This window comes from Parasutterella muris (assembly GCF_009767915.1).
Taxonomy (GTDB): domain Bacteria; phylum Pseudomonadota; class Gammaproteobacteria; order Burkholderiales; family Burkholderiaceae_F; genus Parasutterella; species Parasutterella muris.
Genome location: NZ_WSRP01000059.1, coordinates 1 through 7,537, shown reverse-complemented (window position 1 = coordinate 7,537; position 7,537 = coordinate 1). Strand labels below are relative to the sequence as shown.

The following is a 7,537-nucleotide window of genomic DNA, read 5'->3' as shown; positions in this document are numbered from 1 at the left end:
CATATTTGTAGGGTGATTGGTTTCTTTCATAGGTTATAATTATCGCCTATGAAGTTAAAGAAGTCCATCCATGCATTGCTCAAAAGGGGTATAAAATCAATTAGTTAAATTGAAGATGAGACTATTTGTAAAAATAGCTCCTAGAATTTTGGGAATTCAGGCTAGAAGTCAGCCTCTTCTTCGTCGTCTTCATAGTCCCGTATCTTTTCCGGCTCTGCATCAGGAACCGGGACTCCAAGAGCTTCAAATAGCATCCGCCTGAAATTTTGCGTTTTTGAGGTATCTATCAAACCCTACACTACGAGATCGGATTGAAGCTCTTCCTGGTCGTCGATATCTTCCTCGCCGTCGTAGTCCTCAGAGAGCTGAGCCCCGGCTACAGGGACAGGAACTCCAAGAGCTTCAAAATAGCGGCGCCTTTTACCGGCGACCTCGCCAAAGTAATTCCCCTCATTGAACCGTATCAGCTGGACATTGTTTAACAAGGCGAGAATTGCTCCGTCACTCTCGTAGACTACGTTGATCTTTTGATTTTTGTTTGCGTTAAAGGCATATTGCTTTATCCGACAGCGCACCATCATCGAAATGGCTGTTGCCAAGAACTGCACAAAGATCTTACCGACCAGTGTCCCGTTTCTCGAAGTACGATTCCTCGAGCAGCCTAGGCGATACTTGAGAGTTTTAAAGGCATCTTCCACTATCCAACGTTCTTTGTAGGCGATCCAAGCTTTGCGGGCGTCTTTTTCAGTGTCGCTCACAAGCACTCTGTATCCCTTGAAGGCGAGATACTGCTGCACCTTGCTGTTGACGACGCAGTAACGGCCGTCATTGGCCTGCGTAAAGAACTTCTCCAGAAGAGTAGTTTCATTGTCATCAAGTGCTTTGCCTTGATCCAGCTTGCGGCGTACCGTATCAAGACGCTCCAGAAGCGTTTCAGAAGCTTCCTCTGCGCACCGGCGGTCAAAGAAGATATGCCAATAGAGTTTTCGTCTTTCGTCGTTTCGCGCTTTTTTCCCTTCTATCGGGTATGGGTCGAAGCGCCACTCCAGCTCTTGGGTAACGCAAGCCGTACGTGTGAACCAATCGCGACGATTAAGGTCTTCAAGGGCGCTGCGGGACTGTTCAATTAACTCCTGAGCGAGGCTTCCCCTTGCCCCACACCGCATATTGAAGATAAAACTCACGCCATTTCTCAGGCAATCATTGATATTGTTGGTGCTGCAATAACCTTTATCCGACACCAGCATCACATTTTCCAGTTTCAATCGGGCATTGTCTGCTATGACCCTTCTTACGGTACTGACATCAGGCACATTACCATCGTAATAACGGTAGTAAACAGGTAATCCGGTTTCCTGGTCAACGAGAAGGAGAAGATTGATCTGCGGCAGATTGTCTTCGTCCTTGTTGAAGCCGTATTCCACATTTGCAAGCCTTTTCGAGTAGCTTGAAATGGATGTTGAGTCCAGTGCAAGAACAATCCTGCGATCTTTTCCTGCGGCTTGCTTCTCTTCAAGCCAAGCGCGGTGCATCGCCCGAAAGAATACCTCTATGCGCTCCTCTCCAATGCGGTCAAAGAGCCGACTCAATGCTGAGGAACTCAAGGGGCGCTGCCACGGAAGCCTTGTCGTTTCGGCAAAAGAAGCATAACGACTGACATTATTGTCTGCGTTGAGGATGATGAAATAGGCGAGTGAGAGAATCTTACGGTAGTCGTTGAAACGCGGAAACGCTTCTCGCAGAGCGCCTCCCAGAGGGGACGCCTGAACTATCCTGTCCAGCGCCCAGGTCGCTCCGGCATGGAGTGTCTTGACTGAAAGAGCCTGAGTTAGTGTGAGACCATTTTCCCCGAGCGGCGTGAAAACATATTCCTTGCCTTTGCGCTCGCAAACAAAGTTTGCAAGTTCCGGTTTTTGTTTCAGAAATTCATCGTTCCACTTAATACGTCCTTCCTTATTTCCGGAAATGATGACTCCAACCTTGCGGCTTTCTGTGCGGCGCGAGCGTTTCTTGAGAGGATCCCATACGTTTTTGTACGTAAACAGGTAGTAATTCGAATGACCTGATTTCAAGATCAAGGGAGGAAGTTTTGGATATTTCATGATTGATGCCATAAAAAGAGTATCTATATTTTACATGAAAAAAGACTATTTGGGAGAAAATTTCGTTAAATTTCAATAAGTTTTTTATACTTTGACTTGGTTGATTAAATTTGAAGTATCAAGAAACGCAAAAATTCAGCTGCGGCTGACGCCGTAATCCTTTGCTAATTCCCATAATTAAGGGATTGGCGTAGGTTTCGAGAGCGAGGACTTCGGATGAAGGCACTTCCTTTTGTGGTCAAAGGATTGTACCTTGGCCTGATAGTTTTATGCTAGTGGCGACAGATTTAGAACGATGCGTTTTATCTGTTCCTTAAAGCGGCCTCGGAGTGCGAATCCTTGGCCGTTTTGCTTTGTTATTTACCGATGCGGTTGACTGAATTCTCAAAACAAACCGGTCAATTCCAGTTCAAAAATCGCACAAATCGGGTCAGTGGCGAAATTTTAGCAAACTATCTATTAAATTAGCGGGATATTTATCCAAGTTAACTTATGGGTAACGTTAGACTCTAGGAAAAATGATTACACGTTATTACTAATCAAATAAACCCTAAAACAAGAGAAGTACTATTTCTCAGGAGTTTTATTTAGAGGGAAAATGTAAGCGTATTACATAAATAAATCCCGAGGTAAGAAATATGCATGATTTAATCCTTAAATCGTTATTACGCAGGTGGGGGGGTATAAGGCTTTAGCCCTTTTGCTTATTTCCCCCTTTTCTTTCAATACATTAGCTTCTGAACTTATTGGCGATCTAGGAAGTGTCGAAAACCTAGGGGCCGGCTACCAAATTATCGGAGATATCTCCTCTTCTATTAGTTTGACAGAAAGAAATAACCGGACGATGGCTTTGTTCCGTTCTTCATTGGAACAAAACATTTTTTCTACTGTGCCTCAATTGCACATCTCCGCTAAAGGCGGAAAGGTTTTTAAAAGCGCGGGAAAACAAACTATTGCTTTAACAGGCCAAACAATTATCTCATCTGAAACGGGAAATATATTTCATACTGATGGGGTTGGATCTTCCCAAATTATCACTGGTAATTTTAAAGAACTGTTAGCTAATGTTGGAGCCAATAAGCCCTCACGCCCAGGATTTTTGTTATTCGGCTATGGCGTTTCAGGAAGTGATGGAGGCGTTATTTACAATTCGCACGGTGAACAGATTTTAGGTAAATCACCCACCAAACCCGAAGGTGTAATTGAGAAGATTTCAATTAACTGTTCTTTAACAGGAACTCAAAGTTCAACTGGTAGGGGAGTTGCTGTCAGGAATTTTGAAGCTGAAGCTCGACAAATGATCTATATGCCTATTGAACAGATAGGAGATGAAGATCAGCCTTTTACAGCAGGAGTTGAAGATGTATATGGGAAGCAGCAATACATCCATAGAATCGGAACAATCTATGCTACTAATTTTGGAATAGCCGGCGGAACTATTGCAATGACCTCCGATAGAGGAGAGCAAAGAATTAATTCTGTCGACAGAATTCTTGTCAGTGACGCAGTTAGTAATATCTCAGGAGGCGCTTGGACTCCCGAGGGAGATTATGTCTCTACGATTTTGCCGGTTGTAGGAATTTACAACTGGAGCGATAGCGGAGCTGCAAGAGGAGACGAACGAGACATTGGAACACAGTACATAGGATTAACTCAGGAGATTAGAGTTCAAGCTTCAAAGGTTAATGAGAGCTATGGAATCTACAACCGCGGCGGAGTCCAAACTATAGAATCCAAACCAACCGGTACAGGTTTACGGGAATATGTGGATATACATGTAGATAATTCCAAAGCAGGCAGCAGCGCTTTTTCTGTATTCGTTAATCCATTAATGGACGGGGATGCATTTGAAAAAGCAGAGACATCAACCTGGCTAAAAGGCAATTTTCGTATTCTGAAAGGAGATGTCGTAGTAGCTAATACAACCACATCTCAAAATTTATATCCAAGTAATTCGACCTTATATTTGATAGCCGACGATTCCCACAGGAACCAATTGATTTTAAGCGATAACGTTAACCTTATCGTAAGCAAAGGCGCAAAGGATGTTGAGCTTTCTAAACTAACGACCCAATTAGTGTTGGGGGATGATAGACACGAAACAACTGAAACATACAACGTTGCGTTGGGAAAGTACAGTTCCATTAATGATCAAGGTGTATTTCGCGGTAGAGGACTGATTTCGGCTTATTTTGATAAAGATAGTTTCGAGGCAGCTAAAGCAAACGACACTGAAAATACAAGTGGAGAGGGTAATTTAAGATGGAATTTCGTTGGTAAAGGTTACGGAATCATAAGCGGAGGGGTTCTTCTGAAGAACGTGGAAAAAACTCTAGCCAATAATAATTCCCATTTAGATGTTCAGATTCCTATTTCAGCCGATGATGTCCCTGATGAGCACTTTGCATATCAGATCATGCGTTCAGCCGTGAATAATCTATTTGTCAATGAGGGTATTGATAATATACGAGAGCGTGTAGATTTAGAAAAATGGGAAGACGATAAGGGAGTCTACGAAAAATATAAGTACATAGCCGGTAAAGTCTATATTAATGAAGGCAAAATCAATGGCGGATATGAAGAAGAGTATTACTATGAAGATCCTGAAATAGTTGGCAATCAAAACAATATTCGGGACCCTCTAGACTTAGCTACTCTTAAATTGGTTCCCACTGATGGCCAGTTGGTAGACGAAAACGGAAATTTTACTTCTTACACGGCGTCCGATAGAAAAGTCACTTTAGCTCTTGAGTCAAATCCTCGCACAAGTTATAACGCTGTATATTTAGAAAACGAACCCAAAGACCCTGACTCGGCCGGAGGATCTACAGAAGAGCCTAGCGACTCTCCCTTAGATACCAACATTGCGGCTGGCGGGGCAGGAGATTTGGATAATTCAAACCCAGATGATCCAAACGATGAGATACCTGCGGCAGGAACTCCTCTGACCTTGGTAGTACAGGACGGTAAACTCGGATATACAAACAAAGCTGGAGATTTCAAAGAAATAACAGTTAATGAAGAAGGTCAGTTCGTGGATGAAAATGGCTTTCCTTTAGCTATCACAGTTACCACCGATAATGCCAAAGCACTTTATGCTTGGGAAGGAGAAATAGGCGAAAAAATCTTTGAAGAGACTGTGCAGGAAAAAGATCCTCCTAAAGATCCCCCTAAAGACCCTCCTAAAGAACCATCGTCTACTGTCAATGCTATCGACTCTGTAGCTTTGTCAGACTATTACCTTTGGCGTTTAGAAAATGAAACTTTGTACCAGCGAATGGGTGAGGTGCGAGATAGAGCTGATCTTGAAGGCGGTTGGTTTCGAGTATTAGGCGGGAAAAATACATTAGACAAAGGAAATCACTACTTTAAGCATGAGTACTATGGTATTCAACTTGGTTTTGATCATGTCTTTAATAAAGAAGACGGCGGAAGTTGGATATTAGGTGGCGGATTAACTTATACGCGCGGTAAAACAGACCTAAGAAATAGTGGCAGCGGGAAAAATTGGCTTGGCTCAGTCTCTCTGTACGGAGTAAAAAAATTTAATAACAATGCCTACTTAGACTTAATTTTTAAAGCAAGCAGAATTCATCATGACTATACAGCGATAAGCAATAAGATGAGATACCTTTCGAAAGGAAAATATCATACATATGCTTATCAGATTGGAGCGGAGTTTGGCAAAAAGTTCATGGTGAATGATGAGTGGTACATTGATCCACAGTTGCAATTAAATTACGGCCATATTAAAGGGGCAAAATGCAGAACTAGTTCAGATATAAACGTCAGAACTTCCGGACTCAATAGTCTGATTGGGCGCGCGGGCGTTTCAGTCGGACGTGAATTTAAAGAAGGAAGTGCCTTCGTAAAAGTTGACGCTCTGAGGGAGTTTTCAGCGAAGTACAAAGGTACTTACTCACTAGATTCAGGAACCAAAAACAAAACCGAAATAAGCCTGAAAGATACATGGGGCGAGATAACAGTCGGCGGTAGTTACAACTTCCGCAAAGATGTGTTTGGTTTTGCTCAAGTAAAACGTTCTTTCGCTTCCGATGTCAAGCAAGAATATCGAGCAGACATAGGATTGCGTTATGTTTTCTAATTCCAAATAATGTTAGAGGGGTTGGAGTCTACAACTCCAACCTGAGAAGCTTATGAAAAGAAAATTGTACTTTTTATGTCTGATGGCCAGTTTGTCTTCTGTAGCTCTGGCTCAAACAAACAGTGTCCAAGATGAATTAAAGCCCGTTCCTGAAAACAGAATTTTTATTCCACACTCTCAGGAATCAGGAACTTTCCCATTGTATCTAGAGACGGGAGAAGCAACAGGAGAATGCGGTATAGGATTATGGCTGGACGGCCAATTAACTATGGTTCTATATCCTCGAGAACGTTCTGTACTTTATCTTTCTTCTGGTTCTCATGAGCTGAGAGCATCTTTTGAACCGCTTCCAGAAAATCCTCAAAGTGAAGAGGAGAAAAAGCACTTTAAATACTGTAAGAAGAATAAACCGGAGACCTTAGGGTTCGTTAAAACAATTGAGAGCAAGCGCGGAGAACGAATTGTTGCAAAAGTTCGATCTAATCAGGGTTATCTATACCGCATAAAAACAGAAAGAAAAGACAACCAAGAAAAACTGGGAAATTGAGTTTTTCCCCTATCCCACTTTAGCATTCTGAAGATAGGATTGCGTTGGGATTAATGGAAACAAAAGTTGTAGTTATTGTCTTATTTGGATCATAAAAATTTTGAAAGTTTCCTCGGTTTATAGATGGTCTGGGATGTAGCAAAATTGATATCAATTTTGCTACATCCCCTTCTTTTTTCAGGCAATATTTGTTTGAGTATTTATCGGTTAGCGGGTTTCAGCTGATAAACCTTGGAAAAGTCCACGTCTCTGGCAACAAAGATACCGACACGTTCGCCCTGTTTCAGCATCACGTAAAGATGACGTCCAAGAGGTATTGAACTATCGAGATGCTATGCTTGATGGTCTGGATGAAATTATCAATAAAAACAGGAATATCTCTTTATCCTTTGTGAAGGGCTTGCATTCCAAGCTGCTAGATGGAGCAAGAGGCATGTATAAAACTCCAGGTGAGCCAAGAAAAGTACAGGTACACATTGGGCGCCCTGGAGATGGAATTGAGAAGGCAATTTATATTCCGCCAAATCCATTTTTATTGCAATCTTTGTTAGACAATTGGCTTTCATTTCTCTCACGAAATGATTTGAACCCAATTGTTCAGGCAGCTGTAAAGCATGCTCAATGAATTCTCTCAACCATTCGAACGGTGTTCTCAAGTGTTCGAACGCCCCCTCTCGTAATAGTAGCTAGCTAATTGTTCTGCCAGTGTCATTTCCTGAAATCGGTTGACTACTTGATGTTGTTAAACCTAGTTAAAGTTTACTGTTTAAAGAGTAATCCCTG

Annotated in this window: 4 protein-coding genes; 3 read left to right on the top strand and 1 reads right to left on the bottom strand. The window is 42.2% G+C overall.

Annotated elements, in window-relative coordinates:
- Window positions 1-293: 293 nt before the first annotated feature.
- A complete protein-coding gene (locus tag E5987_RS12100) occupies window positions 294-2,102 on the bottom strand; it encodes an IS1634 family transposase (RefSeq protein ID WP_160336335.1) in 1,809 nt (602 codons plus the stop codon).
- A 700-nt stretch (window positions 2,103-2,802) separates the two neighbouring features.
- Between E5987_RS12100 and E5987_RS12095 the strand changes: the two genes are divergently transcribed.
- The 3 genes from E5987_RS12095 to E5987_RS12085 all read left to right on the top strand — a co-directional run bounded on the left by E5987_RS12095 (window position 2,803) and on the right by E5987_RS12085 (window position 7,379).
- The gene (locus E5987_RS12095) at window positions 2,803-6,207 is read left to right on the top strand and encodes an autotransporter outer membrane beta-barrel domain-containing protein (protein ID WP_160336334.1); all 3,405 of its coding nucleotides are present in this window, start codon (window positions 2,803-2,805) and stop codon (window positions 6,205-6,207) included.
- 52 nt (window positions 6,208-6,259) lie between these two features.
- The gene (locus E5987_RS12090) at window positions 6,260-6,754 is read left to right on the top strand and encodes a hypothetical protein (RefSeq protein WP_160336333.1); all 495 of its coding nucleotides are present in this window, start codon (window positions 6,260-6,262) and stop codon (window positions 6,752-6,754) included.
- A gap of 334 nt (window positions 6,755-7,088) precedes the next feature.
- Window positions 7,089-7,379: a Fic family protein gene (locus tag E5987_RS12085; protein WP_160336332.1), complete on the top strand. Its 291-nt coding sequence runs from the start codon at window positions 7,089-7,091 to the stop codon at window positions 7,377-7,379.
- Window positions 7,380-7,537: the final 158 nt, after the last annotated feature.

Bases quoted from the DNA above. Each gene is read 5' to 3' on its own strand.
- E5987_RS12100 (WP_160336335.1), bottom strand. From the start codon at position 2,102: ATGAAATATCCAAAACTTCCTCCCTTGATCTTGAAATCAGGTCATTCG.
- E5987_RS12090 (WP_160336333.1), top strand. From the start codon at position 6,260: ATGAAAAGAAAATTGTACTTTTTATGTCTGATGGCCAGTTTGTCTTCT.
- E5987_RS12085 (WP_160336332.1), top strand. From the start codon at position 7,089: ATGCTTGATGGTCTGGATGAAATTATCAATAAAAACAGGAATATCTCT.